Origin of the sequence: Avibacterium volantium (assembly GCF_049366555.1) — a bacterium.
GTDB lineage: Bacteria > Pseudomonadota > Gammaproteobacteria > Enterobacterales > Pasteurellaceae > Avibacterium > Avibacterium volantium_A.
In genome coordinates this window covers 1-1,399 of record NZ_JBMMGT010000054.1, presented here as the reverse complement: position 1 = coordinate 1,399, position 1,399 = coordinate 1, and the positions used below count along the sequence as shown (strand labels likewise).

Annotated in this window: 2 protein-coding genes; both read right to left on the bottom strand. The window is 31.1% G+C overall.

Annotated features, from left to right (window positions below):
- Positions 1 to 38: 38 nt before the first annotated feature.
- Positions 39 to 227: a helix-turn-helix transcriptional regulator gene (locus ACLS0A_RS10935; RefSeq protein ID WP_416083498.1), complete on the bottom strand. Its 189-nt coding sequence runs from the start codon at positions 225 to 227 to the stop codon at positions 39 to 41.
- Between the two features lie 159 nt (positions 228 to 386).
- Positions 387 to 1,289, bottom strand: coding sequence for a hypothetical protein (locus ACLS0A_RS10930; protein ID WP_416083499.1), 903 nt, complete (start codon positions 1,287 to 1,289; stop codon positions 387 to 389).
- Positions 1,290 to 1,399: the final 110 nt, after the last annotated feature.

The window sequence follows — 1,399 nt, the reverse complement described above, 5'->3', positions numbered from 1 at the left end:
ACAAAACGGGCATTTAATGTTAATTGCCATTGCGTTTCCTATTGGTTAGTTTGGGTTTCGATATATGCGAGAACTTCATCAGCTTTATAGCGATTCAATCGCCCTATCTTGATAGGCTTTGGAAATTCACCATTTTTAACAGCCTCATAAAGAAATTGGCGAGATACATCTAACATTCTGCAAATGGTTTCAGTTGAATAAAATTGCGGTGTGGTTTGTTGTTCCATTCTTTTCCCTGTGATTGTGTAAAATAACGTTAGCCTGTGTTCGTTTTGTAAATTTGTTCGTCGGGGGAATGGTAGGCGGGTGAGCAAATAGAAAAAATGGAAATAATCCTTTATTTCTTAGAAAAAAGGATTATTTCCATTAAGGATAAAGGAAAAAATTTATTTTAAATCAATGATTTTTAGTTTTTTAGTATCTCTTTCAAAATCCTTTCCTTTGTAACCTATTTCTAATTCTTTAAGCCAATTATCGTAGGTTTTAAGGGTTGGATTAGGGTGAATCTTCATCACATTTTTAGCATATTCCCTAATTGCTTTTGCTAGTGCGTTTCTAGAATATTTTGGATAGATTTGAAAGGTAGCTTTTGCAATTCTTAAAATATCAAGTTTATTTGGGTGTTCAATTCTTCCTTTATTGGCTGAAATCGCTTTTGCTATGTAATCTCTATGCGCTGTGCCATTAATTAGATTGTCAAGGTCTTTATCTACAATATATAAATCATCTAGCGGCAAATAAATATCTTCACTATGTTGAATGTTAATTTGAGCGATAACCTGCCCTAAATCTTCATCAATAAAAGACAAGTAATTAAAAAATCCATTCATTAAAATACCTTTTTCTTTTATCTCTCTTTCTTTTATTGGGCTAGTTTCAGTAGTTACATAAATATTCATAAAGCCAATGATGTAAATAAAATCTTTCAATTTATTAGAATAGGTTTCCATCGTTGAGATTTTATTTGAAATCGTGAATTTTGCACCTTTTTGAATTAAAAAAGTATCAATATCAATTTTTTTCTCGGGGTATTCAATTAAATAAAATCCTATTCTATTAAATTTATAAGTGTTTTTATTTTGAGGGTGTTTAGAAAATGTAAGGCTACCAATAGTTATCGTTGCGGGATAACGTTTAATAAATACAGATAAATCTAATTTTCCTAGAACATAAAAATGTAATAAATCATCAATAGTAACTAGTTCACCGCTTTCCCTTGTTAATTTTTCTGCTGCTTGCTCTAGGCTATACCATTTCCTAGGCGGTAAAGTTATTTTTTGCTGTGCCATTTTGATTTAATCCTTGATTTATTTGATTGTTATTTGATAGCAAAAAAGCCCGTTATTGGGCTGTTATAGGTCATCTAGGCTAACTTTTACAGGGTCAATGGTTGCAAGGT